The organism is Streptomyces sp. NPDC041191, assembly GCF_055591945.1.
In genome coordinates, this window is the sequence record NZ_JBVIZC010000005.1 from 184,375 (window position 1) to 200,646 (window position 16,272).

Annotated in this window: 12 protein-coding genes; all 12 read left to right on the forward strand. The window is 73.8% G+C overall.

Annotation, left to right across the window (positions count from 1 at the left end; genetic code table 11):
* Window positions 1-14: 14 nt before the first annotated feature.
* Entirely contained in the window at window positions 15-1,094 is a 1,080-nt protein-coding gene (locus tag ACZ6AQ_RS12025; protein ID WP_468759456.1) for a mechanosensitive ion channel family protein, read from the forward strand.
* A gap of 229 nt (window positions 1,095-1,323) precedes the next feature.
* A complete protein-coding gene (locus ACZ6AQ_RS12030; protein ID WP_468759458.1) occupies window positions 1,324-2,565 on the forward strand; it encodes an ROK family transcriptional regulator in 1,242 nt (413 codons plus the stop codon).
* 67 nt (window positions 2,566-2,632) lie between these two features.
* Window positions 2,633-3,976: an ABC transporter substrate-binding protein gene (locus ACZ6AQ_RS12035; protein WP_468759460.1), complete on the forward strand. Its 1,344-nt coding sequence runs from the start codon at window positions 2,633-2,635 to the stop codon at window positions 3,974-3,976.
* A gap of 16 nt (window positions 3,977-3,992) precedes the next feature.
* Window positions 3,993-4,997 (forward strand): carbohydrate ABC transporter permease, encoded by a 1,005-nt coding sequence (locus ACZ6AQ_RS12040; RefSeq protein WP_468759462.1) that lies wholly within the window; start codon window positions 3,993-3,995, stop codon window positions 4,995-4,997.
* Window positions 4,994-5,866, forward strand: a complete 873-nt coding sequence (locus tag ACZ6AQ_RS12045) for a carbohydrate ABC transporter permease (protein ID WP_468759464.1) — start codon at window positions 4,994-4,996, stop codon at window positions 5,864-5,866. Before ACZ6AQ_RS12040 ends, ACZ6AQ_RS12045 begins: the two co-directional genes overlap by 4 nt.
* Window positions 5,867-5,873: 7 nt before the next feature.
* The gene (locus tag ACZ6AQ_RS12050; RefSeq protein WP_468759466.1) at window positions 5,874-7,139 is read left to right on the forward strand and encodes a 6-phospho-beta-glucosidase; all 1,266 of its coding nucleotides are present in this window, start codon (window positions 5,874-5,876) and stop codon (window positions 7,137-7,139) included.
* Window positions 7,130-8,104 carry an N-acetylglucosamine kinase gene (locus tag ACZ6AQ_RS12055; RefSeq protein WP_468759468.1) on the forward strand — a complete coding sequence of 325 codons (975 nt, stop codon included), beginning with the start codon at window positions 7,130-7,132 and terminating at the stop codon, window positions 8,102-8,104. The genes ACZ6AQ_RS12050 and ACZ6AQ_RS12055 overlap by 10 nt, the downstream gene beginning before the upstream one ends.
* 392 nt (window positions 8,105-8,496) lie before the next feature.
* Window positions 8,497-9,924: a hypothetical protein gene (locus ACZ6AQ_RS12060; protein ID WP_468759469.1), complete on the forward strand. Its 1,428-nt coding sequence runs from the start codon at window positions 8,497-8,499 to the stop codon at window positions 9,922-9,924.
* Window positions 9,925-9,935: 11 nt separating this feature from the next.
* On the forward strand, window positions 9,936-10,985 hold the full coding sequence (locus ACZ6AQ_RS12065) for a glutamate ABC transporter substrate-binding protein (protein WP_468759471.1): 1,050 nt from the start codon (window positions 9,936-9,938) through the stop codon (window positions 10,983-10,985).
* 84 nt (window positions 10,986-11,069) lie between these two features.
* Window positions 11,070-12,383, forward strand: coding sequence for a coiled-coil domain-containing protein (locus tag ACZ6AQ_RS12070; RefSeq protein WP_468759472.1), 1,314 nt, complete (start codon window positions 11,070-11,072; stop codon window positions 12,381-12,383).
* Complete coding sequence (locus tag ACZ6AQ_RS12075) at window positions 12,377-14,887, forward strand: serine/threonine-protein kinase (RefSeq protein WP_468759474.1); 2,511 nt, start codon at window positions 12,377-12,379, stop codon at window positions 14,885-14,887. The genes ACZ6AQ_RS12070 and ACZ6AQ_RS12075 overlap by 7 nt, the downstream gene beginning before the upstream one ends.
* Before the next feature lie 2 nt (window positions 14,888-14,889).
* On the forward strand, window positions 14,890-16,236 hold the full coding sequence (locus ACZ6AQ_RS12080) for a PP2C family serine/threonine-protein phosphatase (protein WP_468759476.1): 1,347 nt from the start codon (window positions 14,890-14,892) through the stop codon (window positions 16,234-16,236).
* Window positions 16,237-16,272: the final 36 nt, after the last annotated feature.

Below are 16,272 nucleotides of genomic sequence, written 5' to 3' on the forward strand. Positions count from 1 at the left end.
GACTTGCGTACGCGATGCCTGGAGGTTGTCCCGTGTCCTGGTCCGCCCTGGCGGCTGCCACCGAACCCGAACCCATGCCGGTGACCCTGGACGAAGCCGCGGAGCGCGCCACGAACGCCGCCACCTGGGTGGAGGAGAACTGGTCCACCTGGCTGAACACCGGGCTGCGCATCCTGCTCATCCTGGTCGTCGCGCTGCTCCTGCGGATGGCCGTCCGCCGGGCCCTGACGAAGCTGATCGAGCGGATGAACCGTTCGGCGCAGGCGGTGGAGGGGACGGCCCTGGGCGGTCTCCTCGTCAACACCGAGCGGCGGCGGCAGCGCTCGGAGGCCATCGGCTCGGTGCTGCGTTCGGTCGCGTCGTTCCTGATCCTGGGCACGGCCGGGCTGATGATCCTCGGCGCCTTCAAGATCGACCTGGCACCGCTGCTCGCCTCGGCCGGTGTGGCCGGTGTGGCGATCGGTTTCGGCGCCCGGAACCTGGTGACCGACTTCCTCTCCGGCGTCTTCATGATCCTGGAGGACCAGTACGGCGTCGGTGACTCGATCGACGCGGGCGTGGCCTCCGGCGAGGTCGTCGAGGTGGGCCTGCGGGTGACCAAGCTGCGCGGGGTGGACGGCGAGATCTGGTACGTGCGCAACGGCGAGATCAAGCGGATAGGCAACCTCAGCCAGGGCTGGGCCACGGCCGCCGTGGACGTGACGGTGCGGCCGACGGAGGACCTGGACCGGGTGCGGTCCGTGATCACCGAGGCGGCGGAGTCCATGGCGAAGGAGGAGCCGTGGAACGAGCGCCTGTGGGGGCCGGTGGAGGTGCTCGGCCTCAACGAGGTGCTGATCGACTCGATGACGGTCCGGGTCGCGGCGAAGACGATGCCGGGCAAGGCGCTGGGCGTGGAGCGCGAGCTGCGCTGGCGGATCAAGCGGGGGCTGGACGAGGCGGGCATCCGGATCGTGGGCGGCCTCCCGGTGCCGGCCGAGGAGGCGGCGGCCGACCCGTCGGCGGGCGTGGCGGCGCCCTCGGTCTTCGCCAACACGTCCTCGCCCCAGTCGGCGGCGGCGACCCCGCTGCCGAGGTCGGACCTCTCCAAGTAGCCGGTCCTCCCGGCGGGCGGTCCCCGTCCGGCCGGGGCCCCTTCCGGGCGGCCGGTCCCTCGCGGGGGGACCGGCCGCCTTCCCGTGCGCGGGCCCCTGCGGGTAACGCTTCGGTTGCCTTCGGGGGTCCTGTACGTGCCCGGGTATTGACGGCTCCGCGACGGGCGCCTTATTTTCCTCCCACGCAATAGGAAACTTTCCTAACAGTGCAAGGGCAGGTGCGATCGTCATGGCCGGTACGACCCAGAGGGTCCCGGGCGTTCCGGGAACTCCGGGAACCCCGGGCACGCCCCGCGTGCTGCGGGCCATGAACGACCGGGCCGCCCTGGACCTGCTCCTGGAGCACGGCCCGCTCTCGCGCACCCGGATCGGCAAGCTCACCGGTCTCTCCAAGCCGACCGCCTCCCAGCTGCTCGCCCGCCTCGAAGCGGCCGGGCTCGTCGTCGCCACCGGCACCACCGAGGGCCGCCCCGGCCCGAACGCCCAGCTCTACGCGGTCAACGCGCGCGCCGCGTACGCCGCCGGACTCGACGTCACCACCCGCCGCGTCCGCGCCGCCGTCGCCGACGTCACCGGCGAGATCGTCGGCGAGGCCGAGCTGCCGACCCCCGGACGCTCCGCCGCCGGGGTCGTCCGCCAGGTCACCGAAGCGCTCGACGGGGCCGTGGGGGCGGCCGGGATCGCCCGCGAGGAGGTGCGGCGCCTGGTCATCGGCACGCCCGGCGCCTTCGACCCGGCCACCGGCCGCCTGCGGTACGCCTCCCACCTGCCCGGCTGGCACTCCCCCACCCTCCTGGAGGAACTGGCCGCCGCCCTGCCCATGCCGTTCGAGTACGAGAACGACGTCAATCTGGTCGCCCTCGCCGAACAGCGCCTGGGCGCCGCCCGGGGCCACTCCGACTTCGTCCTGCTCTGGAACGAGGAGGGCATCGGCGCCGCCCTCGTCCTGGGCGGGCGGCTCCACCGGGGCTTCACCGGCGGCGCCGGCGAGGTCGGTTTCCTGCCCGTGCCCGGGACCCCGCTCGTACGGCAGGTCACCAAGGCCAACTCGGGCGGCTATCAGGAACTGGCGGGTGCGCAGGCCGTGCCCCGGATCGCCCGCTCGCTCGGCATCGAGACGCCCGAGCAGCCGTACGCGCCGGTGGCGGCCGGACTGCTCGCGCACGCGGGCGGAGCGGCGGACGGGGACCCCCGGTACGCGGCCCTCCTGGACCGCTACGCCGAGCGCGTCGCCATCGGGCTCTCCTCCGTCGTCGCCGTCCTCGACCCCGAACTGATCGTCCTGTCCGGCGACGTCCTGGTCGCCGGCGGCGAGCCGCTGCGCGCCCGCGTGCAGTCCGAACTCGCCGACCTCGCCGCCTCCCGGCCGCGCCTCGTCCTCGCCTCCGTACCCCGCCGTCCCGTCCTGCGCGGCGCCCTCGAAAGCGCCCTCGCCGCCACCCGTGACGAGGTCTTCGACACCTCCCGCTGACCCGGCGGGCCGCACCCCCGTCCCCGCACCTCCCCCGTCCCACACCCCTCCGCCCAGGGAGACCACCATGCCCGTACGTCCGCGCAGAGCCGCCGTCGCGCTCGCCGCCACCGCCTCGATCGCGCTCCTCGCCTCAGCCTGTACCGGCTCCGCGGACAACGCGGCCGCCGACGACCCGAACGCGAAGACGACGATCACCTTCTGGCACGGCTGGTCGGACCCCGCCGAGGTCAAGGCGATCGAGGACAACGTCGCCCGCTTCGAGAAGGCCCACCCGAACATCCAGGTGAAGGCCGTCGGCGGCATCGACGACGCCAAGCTCGGCCAGGCCCTGCGCGCGGGCGGGTCGAACGGGCCGGACGTCATCTCCTCGTCCACCACGTCCAACGTCGGCAAGTTCTGCGCCTCGGGCGCGCTCGCGGACCTCAAGCCCTTCATCGAGAAGTCGAAGCTGGACCTGGAGAAGACCTTCCCGAAGGTCCTGCGGGACTACACCCAGTTCGAGGGCAAGCGGTGCAGCCTGCCGCTGCTCTCCGACGCGTACGGGCTCTACTACAACAAGGACGCGTTCCGGGCGGCCGGTCTCGACCCCGAGGCCCCGCCGAAGACCTGGAGCGAGTTCACCGAGGTCGCCAAGAGGCTCACCAAGCCCAGGGGCGACTCCTACGAGCGGCTCGGCTTCATGCCGAACTACCTGGGCTACGAGACCTCCTTCTCGCACTACATGTCGCAGTGGAAGCACTCCTACTTCGACAAGGACGGCAAGTCGAACGTCGCCCGTGACCCGGCGTTCGCGAAGATGATGACGTACCAGAAGTCCCTGGTGGACGCCCTGGGCGGGTTCCAGAAGCTCGACAGGTACCGCACCTCCTTCGGCGACGAGTGGGGCGCCAAGCACCCCTTCCACACCGGCCAGGTCGCCATGCAGCTGGACGGCGAGTGGCGGCTGAAGTTCACCCAGCAGCACAAGGTCGGCTTCGACATCGGCGTCGCGCCGCTGCCGGTCGCCGACGACGAGGCGGCCGAGTACGGCAAGGGCTACCTCTCCGGCACGATCATGGGCATCGCGCCGCAGAGCAGGAAGCAGAACGCGGCCTGGGAGCTGGTCAAGTACATGACCACGGACACCGACGCCGTGGTGGGCTTCGCCAACGACATCGGCAACGTCCCCTCCACCCTGGAGGCGCTGAAGTCCCCGAAGCTGAAGCTCGACCCGCGCTTCAAGACCTTCCTGGACATCGCCCGGCACCCCGCCTCCAGCACCTCGGACGGCGCGGTCAACGGCTCCTCCTACGAGGACACCCTCCAGAAGTTCGCCCAGCAGTACGAGAAGGGCCAGGTCGCCGACCTGAAGAAGGGGCTCGCCGACACGGCCGCCCAGATCGACCGCGACATCGCCGCGGCGAAGTGACGGCCGGACACCACCCATGAGCACGGACACCCTGCCCGCGAAGGAGGCGGCCGCCCCGGCCGCCCCCTCCCCCGGGGGACGGAACACGGCACGGGCCAGGCGCCGCCGCGACGCGCTGCGCGCCCTGGCGTTCATGTCGCCCTGGCTGATCGGATTCGGCGTCTTCTTCGTCTATCCGCTCGTCTCCACCGTGTACTTCTCCTTCATGAAGTACGACGGCCTCAACCCGCCGGAGTGGCGGGGCACGGACAACTGGTCGTACGTCTTCACCGGCTTCCCGCAGTTCTGGCCGGCCCTGCGGAACACCCTCTGGCTCTGCGTCGTCATGGTCGGCTGCCGGGTGGTCTTCGGCCTCGGCGTCGGCATGCTGATCACGAAGATCAAGAGGGGCGCCGGAATCTTCCGGACCCTCTTCTACCTGCCCTACCTGGCCCCGCCGGTGGCGGCCACGCTCGCCTTCGTCTTCCTGCTCAACCCCGGCACCGGCCCGGTCAACTCGCTCCTGGAGGCGGTCGGCCTGCCCGCCCCCTCCTGGTTCAACGACGCGTCCTGGTCCAAGCCGGCCCTGACGCTCCTCGCCGTGTGGGGCGTCGGGGACCTCATGGTCATCTTCATGGCCGCGCTGCTCGACGTGCCGAAGGAGCAGTACGAGGCCGCCGAGCTGGACGGCGCCTCGGCGTGGCAGCGGTTCCGCTACGTCACGCTGCCGAACATCTCGCCGATCATCCTCTTCGCCGTCGTCACCGGGATCATCGGCGCGATGCAGTACTACACCCAGCCGATCGTGGCCGCCAAGGTCGCCTCGGGGGTGATCGGCGGCTCCGGCGTCACCTTCGTCCCCGGCCACCCGGACGACTCCACGCTCACCCTGCCGCAGCTCGTCTACAGCCTCGGCTTCAGCCAGTTCAACTACGGCGCGTCCTGCGTGGTGGCACTGGTGCTCTTCGTCCTCTCCATGGCCTTCACCGCGCTCCTGATGCGCCGGCGCGGCGGCCTGATCGGCTCGGGTGACCGCACATGACCCCCACCGCCACGGTCCCGGACCCCGCCGGGAAGCGGGCCCGCCGCAAGGCCCTGCTGCACTGGATCGCCGTGCACTCGCTCGGCGTCGCCGCCGCCCTGTTCTTCGTGCTCCCCTTCGTCTTCGTCCTCCTGACCTCCCTCATGAGCGACGACCAGGCGCTCACCCGGGACCTCACGCCGAACTCCTGGCACTGGGACAACTACGTCAAGGTCTTCGAGACCGAGGGCTTCCTCACCTGGTGGAGGAACTCCCTCCTGTACGCCGGCCTCGGCACCGTCCTCGTCGTGGTGTCCTCGGTCCCCGTGGCGTACGCGCTCGCCAAGTTCCGCTTCCGCGGCCGGCACCTGTCGCTGCTCCTCGTGATCTCGATGATGATGCTGCCGCCGCAGGTCGTGATCATCCCGATGTACCTGTTCTGGGCGAAGCAGATGGACCTCTCCGGCACCCTGTGGCCGCTGATCGTCCCGATGGCGTTCGGGGACGCCTTCGCCGTCTTCCTGCTGCGCCAGTTCCTGCTCACGATCCCCGACGAGTACGTGGAGGCCGCGCGGATCGACGGGTGCGGCGAACTGCGCACCCTGCTCCGGATCGTGGTCCCGATGGCCAGGCCCGGCATCGCCGCCGTGGCCCTGTTCCAGTTCTTCTACTGCTGGAACGACTACTTCGGGCCGCAGATCTACGCCTCCGAGAACCCCGGCGCCTGGACGCTGAGCTACGGCCTGGAGTCCTTCAAGGGCGCGCACCACACCGACTGGAATCTGACCATGGCCGCGACCGTCCTGGTCATGGCCCCCGTGATCCTCGTCTTCTTCTTCGCCCAGAAGGCGTTCGTCGAGGGAGTCACACTGACCGGAGTGAAGGGCTGAACCACACATGAAGCTCGCTGTCGTGGGGGGCGGTTCCACCTACACCCCCGAACTGATCGACGGGTTCGCGCGGTTGCGCGACACCCTGCCCGTCACCGAACTCGTCCTCGTCGACCCGGCCGCCGACCGGCTGGAGCTGGTCGGCGGACTCGCCCGGCGGATCTTCGCCAAGCAGGGGCACGAAGGACGGATCGTCACCACCTCCGACCTCGACGCCGGGGTCGAGGGCGCCGACGCCGTCCTGCTCCAGCTGCGGGTCGGCGGTCAGGCCGCCCGCGAACGGGACGAGACCTGGCCGCTGGAGTGCGGCTGCGTCGGCCAGGAGACCACCGGCGCCGGCGGCCTCGCCAAGGCGCTGCGCACCGTCCCGGTGGTCCTGGACATCGCGGAGCGGGTCCGGCGCGCCAACCCGGACGCCTGGATCATCGACTTCACCAACCCCGTCGGCATCGTGACGCGGGCGCTGCTCCAGGCCGGGCACAAGGCCGTCGGCCTGTGCAACGTGGCCATCGGCTTCCAGCGGAAGTTCGCCGCGCTCCTCGACGTGGCCCCGTCGGACGTGCACCTGGACCACGTCGGGCTCAACCACCTGACCTGGGAACGGGCGGTGCGGATCGGGGGCCCCGAGGGCGAGAACGCGCTGCCCAGGCTGCTCGCCGAGCACGGCGACGCGATCGCGGACGACCTGCGGCTGCCGCGCCCGGTCCTGGACCGGCTCGGCGTCGTCCCCTCGTACTACCTGCGCTACTTCTACGCGCACGACGAGGTGGTGCGGGAGCTGGGCACCAAGCCGTCGCGGGCCGCCGAGGTCGCCGCGATGGAGAAGGAACTCCTGGAGATGTACGGGGACCCGGCGCTCGACGAGAAGCCGGCCCTGCTCGCCGGGCGCGGCGGCGCCTTCTACTCGGAGGCGGCCGTGGACCTGGCGGCCGCCCTGCTGGGCGGGGGCGGTTCGCCGTACCAGGTGGTGAACACGTACAACAACGGCACGCTGCCGTTCCTGCCGGACGACGCCGTCATCGAGACGCAGGCGGCGGTCGGGGCCCACGGTGCCGCGCCGCTGCCGGTCGCGCCGGTGGACCCGCTGTACGCCGGTCTGATCGCGAACGTCACGGCCTACGAGGACCTGGCCCTGGAGGCGGCGCTGCGCGGCGGCCGGGACCGGGTGTTCAAGGCGCTGCTCGCCCACCCGCTGGTGGGCCAGTACGCGTACGCCGACGGCCTCACGGACCGGCTGATCGCCCACAACCGGGAGCACCTCCCGTGGGCGTGAACGGAGTGCTCCTCGCGATCGACGCGGGGAACAGCAAGACCGACGTGGCGGTCGTCTCCCGGCGCGGTGCCGTCCTCGGGGCGGCGCGCGGCGGCGGCTTCCAGCCCCCGGTGGTGGGGGTGGGGACGGCCGTGGACGCGCTCGCGGAGATCGTCGCGCGGGCGTGCGCCGAGGCCGGTGTCCCGCCGGAGTTCGCGCACGTCACGGCCTGCCTGGCCAACGCCGACCTGCCCGTCGAGGAGACCGCGCTCCGGGACGAGGTGCTGTCCCGGGGCTGGAGCGGGTCCGTCCGCGTGCACAACGACACCTTCGCCATACTGCGGGCCGGGATCGACGAGCCGCGGGGCGTGGCCGTGGTGTGCGGCGCCGGGATCAACTGCGTCGGGATGACGCCGGACGGGCGGACCGCGCGCTTCCCCGCGATCGGGAAGCTCTCCGGGGACTGGGGCGGCGGCGGCGGCATGGCCGACGAGGCGCTGTGGTTCGCGGCGCGCGGCGAGGACGGGCGCGGCGAACCGACCGAGCTGTCGCGCGCGCTGCCCGCCCACTTCGGTCTGGACACGATGTACGCGCTGATCGAGGCGCTGCACCTGGGCCGGGTGCCGGCCGAGCGGCGGCACGAGCTGACGCCCGTGCTGTTCCGGGTGAGCGCGGCGGGCGACCCGGTCGCGCTGGCGCTCGTGCACCGGCTGGCCGAGGAGGTCGTGGTCATGTCGACGGTGGCGCTCCGGCGGCTCGGGCTGCTCGGCGAGCCGGCCCCGGTGCTCCTCGGCGGCAGCGTGCTGGCCGCGCGCCACCCGCAGTTGGAGGAGCGCGTCCGCGCGCTCTTCGCGGAGCGGGCGCCGAAGGCGGCGGTCGGTTTCGTGACGGCGCCGCCGGTGCTGGGGGCGGGGCTCCTCGCCCTGGACGAGTGGGCGGAGGGGCCGGAGGCGGCGGCCCGGCTGCGGGAGCACTACGGGGCGTGAGGACGGTGGGCCGCCGGGGGCGGGAACGGGAGGGGTGACCTCCCCGGGGGGGTGCGGGGCGTTTCCGCCGGTCGGGCGGGGCGCCCCGCCGTCGTGGGGCGGGGGTCCGGGTGCGGGATTCCCTCCGAGAGGCACCCAGGTTCACCTGTTCGAGCGATGTCCGGTGCGGAACCGATCCCGGCCGGGAGGCGTATTCATGACGAGGGGTTCTCCCGCAGACGCGGAAGAGGCGTGAGGCACGGCGGGGGCGGGCAGGAACAAGATCGCGTCAATCCCGGTGTGCGGAAGGCTCCCCGCGGCCATACTGCTGACCGGGCGGTTCTGCGCCGGAGCCGGTTCCCGCCGGTTCTCCGGGCGGACCGGCCGATGTCGACGACCGAGGGGGAGGTCACATGGCGCACCAGCCGAACGCGTCCGCCGCACCGGCGGCGCGGAGCACGGCACCGGCGCCCGCGCGCCCGGTCGGTGTGCCCGCGCAGCTCTCACCCGTCCTTCCCGGGGCACCGCCCGCCGGACGCGGGGCCTGGGCCGTGGGGCGGGAGCGGCTGCGGGCGGCCGCGACGACCGAACCCGGCCGGCTCCAGATCCTCGGTGCCGTACTGGCGCTGCTCGTCGTCGCGTTCGGGACCGTCACCGCCCTGGAGGTCCACGACCGGTTCTCCGTCACCACCGACGTGGCCGGCCGCAGCCGGCTGCTGAGCAACGACGCCGCCTCCGTCTACCGCGCCCTGGCCGAAGCCGACACCACCGCCGCCAGTGGCTTCCTCGCCGGCTCCCTGGAGCCCACCGCGTCGCGGAAGCGGTACGACGCGGACATCGCCACCGCCTCCCAGCTCCTCGTCAAGGCCGCCTCGAACACGGGCGGTTCGCAGGAGTCGATCCGCGAGATCACCATCCTCAACGAGCAACTCCCCCGCTACACGGGGCTCGTCGAGCGTGCCCGGGCGGCCAACCGGCAGGGCCTGCCGCTGGGCGGCGCCTATCTGCGGTACGCCAACCACCGGATGACCACCGTCCTGCTCCCCGCCGCCAAGCGGCTGTACGAGGCCGAGACGGAGCGCCTCCACCGGGACGACAGGTCGGCCCGCGCCTGGCCGTACCTGTCGCTCGCGCTCGGCCTCCTCGCCCTCGCCGCCCTCGGCGGGGTCCAGCGCCGCGAGTACCTCCGCACCCACCGGGTCTTCAACCACGGGCTGCTCGCCGCCACCGCCGCCACCGCGGGCGTCCTGCTCTGGCTCGGTGCCGCGCACGCCGTCGCCCGGGCCGGACTGGACGACGCGCGGACGCACGGGCAGGAGTCCCTCCAGGCCCTGAACACCGCCCGGATCAGCTCCCTCACCGCCCGCGCCAACGAGAACCTGGCCCTGGTCGCCCGGGGCGCCGTCCTCACCGAGGACGGCAAGAACGACAAGTACGAGGTGGACCACACGGCGAGCATGAACGCCCTGAAGGCGGCGCTCGCCCAGGCGGGGAGGCTCGCCGACGACGAGGCCGGGCGGGCCCCGGTCGACGACTCCGTCCGCCGCGTGGCGGAGTGGGAGGAGCGGCACGAGGACGCGCGCGCGAAGGACCGCGAAGGCTCCTACCAGGACGCCCTCGACCGGACCGTCGGACCGGGGGAGTCCACCAGTCGGTCCTTCAGCCGGATCGACGGGGCCCTGGACCGGGCCCTCGACCACGAACGGGCCGAGTTCACCCGCTCCGCCGAGGACGCCCGGGACGCGCTGGAGCCGCTGCCGCTGGGAGCGGCGGCCCTCGGGGTCCTGGGAGCGGCGGGCGCCGTGCTCGGCGTCAACCGCAGACTGTCGGAGTACCGGTGAGAGGGGGAGAGGTGTCCGAGGAGACGGAGCCGCCGGCGCGGCGGACGGAGCGGTGGCCGCGTGGCTGGGGCGGGGTGGCGGCCATGGCCCTGGCCTGCGCACTCACCGCCGGGTCGCTCGCCCTGCTCCCGGCGGCGCACGACGGGAACGGCGCCGCGGCCCCGCCCGGGACGGACGGGTCCGGAACGGCTGCCGGTGCCGGCGTACGGGTCAGGGCGGACACCTGCCGGGACCCGGAGAAGTCCCTCGCCCCCTCCACCGAGGTCGGCCCGGCGGTCCGGGCGATCAAGAACCGCGGGAAGCTGGTCGTCGGCGTCGACCAGTCCAGCTACCGCTGGGGCTACCGGAACCCGGAGACGGGCGCCCTGGAGGGGTTCGACATCGCGCTGGCCGAGGCCGTCGCCCAGGACATCTTCGGCGAGAAGGGGCACCTCGTCCTCCGCGCGATTCCCACCAACCAGCGGGACACCGCCCTGAGGAGCGCAGCGGTCGACCTCGTCGTGCGCACCATGACGATCACCTGCGAGCGCCTCCGGAAGGTCGCCTTCTCCACCCCCTACTTCCGGGTCAAGCAGCAGGTCCTGGCACCCCGGTCCGACCGGAGCATCACCGGCTACGACTCCTCGCTGCGCGGCAGGCGGGTCTGCACCGCGGAGGAATCCATCGCCCACGAGACCCTGGAGAAGGAGTCCTACGGCGCGCTCTACAAGGACAAGGGCGACGGCACGAAGAACGACGAGGACCTGCTGACCGTCCCCAACCAGTTGGACTGTCTGGTCCGGCTCCAGATGGGCGAGGTGGACGCCATCGTCACCGACGACGCCCTCGCGGCCGGCCTGGTCGCCCAGGACCCGACGCTCGCGTTCAAGGGCGGGCCGTTCCCCAAGGACCAGGAGGGGTACTACGGGGTGGCGGTCAGACTGGGCAACGACGACCTGGTGCGCCGGGTCAACCACGTCCTGGAGGGCTACCGGCGGGGCCCCTGGCAGCAGGCGTACGAGAAGTGGCTGAAGGAGGACCTGCCCGACATAACGGGACCACCCGAAATCCCGTACAAGTAGCGCCGATGGACGAGCGGCCCCGGGCACCGGGCCGCGGACAGCCCCGACGAACAGCCCCTGTGCACAGGGCGGAAGAGGTGACCGATGGGCGTCACGGGACCCCCTGGGCCGGTGATGGACCGGGACGAGGTGGACCGTGTGCTGGCGCGCCTCGGAGCCGAGCACAAGGCGGTCGAGGACTCGCTCCTCGCACTCCAGGACCACGCGGGCCGCAGACTCCTCGAAGGGGCCGAACTGACCGGCGTCACCCGGGAGCGCTGGGCGGCGGCGGAGCGGACCATCACCCTGCTCTGGACCTGCTTCGACGTGTACACCGCCGCGCTGCGGGACGCCCGCGAGGTGCGCGCGCGGCGCCGCTGGCCCGGCCGGGAGGAGCTGGCGGAGCTGACCGAACGGCTGCGCGGCGAGAGCGTCCTCGTCCCGGGCGGGGCGGGGGAACAGGCGCTGCTCACCGAGCGGTTCACGCTCGAGGGGCTGGTCCGGCGGATGAACGAGCTGTACGCCTCCTCGCTCGACCTGGTCGTCACCGCCGACGCCGTCTGGTCGGCGCTGCCCGCCCGGATAGACCTGCTCGCCGCCGAACTGGGCCGGACCCGCTCCCTGGCGCACTCGGTGGGCGTACGGCCCGGTGAGCACCCGGCCGGGGACGAGCTGGAGGAGATCACGGCCGAGCTGACCGGGCTGCGCTCCCGGGTGGTGACCGACCCGCTGGCCTTCTGGCGCCCGGCGGCGGGGAGTTCGGCCCCGGGCGGGGGCCGGCCCGACACCACGCGGTACGACCGCGCCGCCCTGGCCCTGGAGGACGTCCGGCGCGAGATCGAGGCGGTCCTCGCGGTCCGTCAGGACTCCGAGGAACGGCTCCTCCGGCTGCGCGACGTGCTCTCGCGGGCGGACCGGACGCTCGCCGAGGCGCGGGCCGCGCGCGGCGAGGTCCTGGCGAAGATCGCCGCCTCCGAGGTGCCGGCCGTCAGCGGGCCGCCGACCGCGCTCCAGGAGCGGCTCGCCGCCGCCGCCGAGCACCGCAGACACGCCCGGTGGCACCGGCTCTCCCCGCTCCTGGACTCCCTGGAACGGGAGGCGGAGGAGGAACTGGAGCGGGCCCGCGCGTCGTTGACGGCGGTCACCGCGCCGCTCGCGGTCCGGGCCGAGCTGCGCGGCCGGCTCGACGCGTACCGGGCGAAGGTGGCGCGGCTCGGCGCGGCGGAGGACCCGTTGCTCGTCGAGCGGTACGACGCGGCCCGGCGGATGCTGTGGAGCGCGCCCTGCGACCTGCGGGTCGCGGAGCAGGCCGTCCTGCGCTACCAGCGGGCGGTGGCCGAGGTGCTGTCCGGGCCCGGTGACGCGAAGGACACGGGGAGCACGGAAGACGTGGACGGCGCGGGAGGACGGCGATGGTGAACGGGGAGAAGGGCGGGGGGAGCTGCCAGCGCCCCTCGTGCGACGGAGCGTACGAGGACATGGGCGGCGGCGAGCTGTACTGCGACACCTGCGGGCTCGCGCCGGTCGTCGCGCCCGGCGGTGAGATCGGCTCGATGCCGACCGGTGTGGCCGCGCCCGGCCGGTCCTCCCGCACGGGCACGGGGGCCGGCGGACCGGACTCCGCCTCGTCCCGGACCGGTTCGCGGGCCTCGTCCGGCTCCTCGACCTCGCGCCGGCCGGTCTCCGGCCGCCTCTCGCGCTCCCTGTCCGGGGCCTCCGCGGGCCGCTCGGTGTCGGTGCGCAGTTCGGGCGCGTCGGCCGGGCGGTCCGCCCGGAACCGGCTGGGCGCGGGCCTGGTCACGATGCCCGGGGTGCCGCGCCCCGACCCCCGGACCGCCGTGATGGAGAACCCCGAGGTCCCCGAGCGGAAGCGTTTCTGCTCCCGTTCCGACTGCGGGGCCCCGGTGGGCCGCGCGCGCGGCTACCGGCCGGGCCGCACGGAGGGCTTCTGCACCGGCTGCGGGCACCCGTACTCCTTCGTGCCGAAGCTGAGGGCCGGGGACGTCGTCCGCGGCCAGTACGAGGTCGCGGGCTGTCTGGCGCACGGCGGCCTGGGCTGGGTCTACCTCGCCGTGGACCGGGCGGTCTCGGACCGCTGGGTCGTCCTCAAGGGCCTGCTCGACACCGGCGACCAGGACGCCATGGCGGCGGCGATCTCCGAACGCCGCTTCCTCGCCGAGATCGAACACGCCAACATCGTCCGCATCTACAACTTCGTCGAGCACCTGGACCAGCGGACCGGCTCCCTGGACGGCTACATCGTCATGGAGTACGTCGGCGGCAAGTCGCTCAAGGAGATCGCCAACGAACGGCGGGCCCCCGACGGCCGGCGCGACCCGCTGCCGGTGGAGCAGGCGTGTGCGTACGGGATCGAGGCCCTGGAGGCGCTGGGGCACCTGCACAGCCGGAACCTGCTGTACTGCGACTTCAAGGTGGACAACGCCATCCAGACCGAGGACCAGCTCAAGCTCATCGACATGGGCGCGGTCCGGCGGATGGACGACGACGAGTCGGCGATCTACGGCACGGTCGGCTACCAGGCGCCCGAAGTGGCCGAGACCGGCCCGTCGGTGGCGAGCGACCTGTACACGGTGGCGCGCACGCTCGCCGTGATGACCTTCGACTTCCAGGGCTACACGAACGTCTTCGCGGACTCGCTGCCCGACCCGGAGGACGTTCCGGTCTTCCGGACGTACGAGTCGTTCCACCGCTTCCTGGTCCGCTCCACCGATCCGGATCCGGCCCGCCGGTTCTCCTCCGCGCAGGAGATGGCCGAGCAGCTGACCGGCGTCCTGCGCGAGGTGGTGGCGGTCCGGACGGGGCGCCCGCGCCCGGCGCTCTCGACGCTGTTCGGCACGGAGACGCGGGTCACGGACACCACCCTGTTCGCCGAACAGACGCAGGACGTCTCCCTGCTGGGCGCCCGGCGGAGGCGGGGGGCCGCGCGGGCGGCGGGCGCCGGTGCCGCGCCGCCGGAGACCGGTCTCGGGGGACTGCTCGCGCCGGTCGACGCGCCCGCCACCGCGCTCGCGCTGCCCGTGCCGCGCGTCGACCCGGACGACCCCAACGCCGGCTTCCTCGCCGGTCTGGCCGCCGCCGCGCCGGGCGAACTGCTCGGCGCGCTCCGGGCCGCGCCCGCGCCCTCCGCCGAGCTGCGGCTCCGTACCCTGCGGGCCCAGCTGGAGCTGGGGGACCTGTCGTCCGCCGCGCGGACCCTGGCCGGCCTGGAGGAGCGGGACCCGGACGACTGGCGGGTCGTCTGGTACCGGGGCGTCACCTCCCTGGTGGCCGGGGACCACGAGCACGCGGCCCTGGCCTTCGACGCGGTGTACGACGCCTTCCCCGGCGAGCCCGCGCCGAAGCTGGCCCTGGGGATCTGCGCCGAGGTGCTCGGCCGGCCGGACGACGCCGCCGAGTACTACCGCCTGGTGTGGTCGACCGACCCCGGTTTCGTCAGCGCGGCCTTCGGACTCGCCCGGGTGCGGCTCGCGGCGGGCGACCGCGCCGGGGCCGTACGGACCCTGGAGTCCGTCCCGGAGGTGTCGATCCACTACACGGCGGCCCGGGTCGCGGCCGTGCGGGCGCGGCTGCGGCGGCGCCCGCCGTCCGAGCCGCTCGGCCCCGACCTGACGGCGGCCGCGGCGCAGGTCTCGGCGCTCCGGGGCTTCGGTCTGGACGCGGTGCGCCGGGAGCGGTTGACGGCGGAGGTCCTCGGGACGGCCCTCGACTGGGTACTCTCCGGGAGTCCCGGTGCGGCACCGGGCGGCGGAACGCTGCTGCTCGGGAGCGAGCTGGACGAGCGCGGACTGCGCTTCGCCCTCGAACGCTCGTACCGGGTGCTGGCCAGGCTCGCCCAGCGGGGCGAGGAGAGGATCGAACTGGTGGAGCGGGCCAACCGTTTCCGCCCCCGGACGTGGGTGTGAGGATGTCCCAGAAGCCGAAGCCGTCGCACGGACTCGCCGTCTGTCCGGGCTGCGCGGAACCGCTGGACGCGGGTGACCGTTTCTGCGGGGCGTGCGGTCACGACCTGTCGGCCGCACCGGCCGCCGGAGCCGGGCCCGACCGCCCGACCGCGGCGATCGGGACCCCCGTGACCTGGCCGGACGCGCCGTCGCGCGACCCCGGTTCGCTGTCGACCGCGACCCAGCACCCCGGGGACCTGCCGGGCACCGACTCCGGTGGTCGCGACCTGCCCGCGGCGGAGGGCCGCGCGGACGGAGCCGGGCCCGGCGCCCGGCCGGCTCCCGGCGCGCCCGCCCCCGTCCCCGCTTCCGCTTCCGGCGGGGACTTCGAACTGGCGGCCCCCGACCCCCGCGCCGCCGTGCGGGCGGACCCGGCCCCGGCCGCTCCCGCCGCGCACCCCGCGTTCTGCGTGGCCTGCCGGGCCGGGCGGGTGGACGCCGACGGGTACTGCGAGAACTGCGGGCACGCGCAGCCCCGCGAACGCGACCACGTGGAACGGGAGCTGGAAAGGGTGGCCGCCGTCAGCGACCGGGGGCTGCGCCACCACCGCAACGAGGACGCGTTCACGGTCTCCGCGACCACCCTGCCCGACGGCTCTCCCGCCACCCTGGCCATCGTCTGCGACGGCGTCTCCTCGGCGACCCGGCCCGACGACGCCTCCGCCGCCGCCGCCGAGGCGGCCGGGGCCTCGCTGCTCGCCGCGCTCCCCCGGGGCACGGACCCGCGCCGGGCGATGCACGAGGCCATCGTCGCCGCCGCCGAGGCCGTCAACACCCTCGCGGAGGAGCCCGGGGGCGACGACGGGCAGACCCGGCGCAACGCCCCGGCGTGCACCATCGTCGGCTCCGTCGTCGCGGACGGCCTGCTCGTCGTGGGCTGGGTCGGCGACAGCCGCGCCTACTGGGTGCCGGACGACCGCAGCGTCCCGTCCGTCCGGCTCACCGAGGACGACTCGTGGGCCGCGCAGATGGTCGCGGCGGGCCTGATGAGCGAGGCCGAGGCGTACGCGGACGAACGCGCCCACGCGATCACCGGCTGGCTCGGCGCCGACGCGTACGAACTCGACCCGCACACCTCCGCGTTCAAGCCGGACCGTTCCGGCGTGGTGGTGGTCTGCACGGACGGCCTGTGGAACTACGCGGAGGGCGCCGACGACATGGCCCGGATCGTCCCGGCCGACGCGGCGGACCGCCCGCTGCACGGCGCCCGGGTCCTGGTCGGCCACGCCCTGGACGGCGGGGGCCACGACAACATCACGGTCGCGCTCGTCCCGTTCCCCTTCCCCGCCCGGGAAGCGGGCCCGGCCTGAACGGCCCGGTCCCGCCCCTCCCCTCTCCCGCCCCGC

Excerpts from the sequence above, each read along its gene's own strand:
- ACZ6AQ_RS12025 (WP_468759456.1), top strand. The coding sequence starts at position 15 with ATGCCTGGAGGTTGTCCCGTGTCCTGGTCCGCCCTGGCGGCTGCCACC.
- ACZ6AQ_RS12030 (WP_468759458.1), top strand. The coding sequence starts at position 1,324 with ATGGCCGGTACGACCCAGAGGGTCCCGGGCGTTCCGGGAACTCCGGGA.
- ACZ6AQ_RS12035 (WP_468759460.1), top strand. The coding sequence starts at position 2,633 with ATGCCCGTACGTCCGCGCAGAGCCGCCGTCGCGCTCGCCGCCACCGCC.
- ACZ6AQ_RS12040 (WP_468759462.1), top strand. The coding sequence starts at position 3,993 with ATGAGCACGGACACCCTGCCCGCGAAGGAGGCGGCCGCCCCGGCCGCC.
- ACZ6AQ_RS12045 (WP_468759464.1), top strand. The coding sequence starts at position 4,994 with ATGACCCCCACCGCCACGGTCCCGGACCCCGCCGGGAAGCGGGCCCGC.
- ACZ6AQ_RS12050 (WP_468759466.1), top strand. The coding sequence starts at position 5,874 with ATGAAGCTCGCTGTCGTGGGGGGCGGTTCCACCTACACCCCCGAACTG.
- ACZ6AQ_RS12060 (WP_468759469.1), top strand. The coding sequence starts at position 8,497 with ATGGCGCACCAGCCGAACGCGTCCGCCGCACCGGCGGCGCGGAGCACG.
- ACZ6AQ_RS12070 (WP_468759472.1), top strand. The coding sequence starts at position 11,070 with ATGGGCGTCACGGGACCCCCTGGGCCGGTGATGGACCGGGACGAGGTG.
- ACZ6AQ_RS12075 (WP_468759474.1), top strand. The coding sequence starts at position 12,377 with ATGGTGAACGGGGAGAAGGGCGGGGGGAGCTGCCAGCGCCCCTCGTGC.
- ACZ6AQ_RS12080 (WP_468759476.1), top strand. The coding sequence starts at position 14,890 with ATGTCCCAGAAGCCGAAGCCGTCGCACGGACTCGCCGTCTGTCCGGGC.